Annotated in this window: 1 pseudogene; it reads left to right on the top strand. The window is 72.1% G+C overall.

The features are described 5' to 3' along the window. Positions 1–67 precede the first annotated feature (67 nt). Positions 68–258: pseudogene (locus SB725_RS32195) on the top strand (bifunctional protein-serine/threonine kinase/phosphatase); the annotation flags it as partial.

Genomic DNA, 258 nt, shown 5'->3' with positions numbered 1-258 from the left:
CAAACAGCGCTGGCGCACCACCTGGGGCTCGGCCGCCGTGACTGCGGCGCGGGTCTGAGGCACGCCGATGAGCCTGCAACTGAGCTTTGCCCACGCCAGTGCCACCGGGCCGCGCGCGGAAAACCAGGATGCCCTGCGCCTGGTCACGCCGGCGCCGGAACTGGCCGCCAGCAAAGGCTACCTGTTCGCCCTCGCCGACGGTGTCAGCCAATGCGCCGATGGCGGCCTGGCAGCACGCGCCAGCTTGCAGGCCCTGGC

Origin of the sequence: Pseudomonas sp. SIMBA_041, assembly GCF_046535095.1 — a bacterium.
GTDB classification, from domain to species: domain Bacteria; phylum Pseudomonadota; class Gammaproteobacteria; order Pseudomonadales; family Pseudomonadaceae; genus Aquipseudomonas; species Aquipseudomonas mucoides.
Note: the sequence above shows the minus strand (reverse complement) of the source record. Positions and strands in the feature narration are given on the sequence as shown.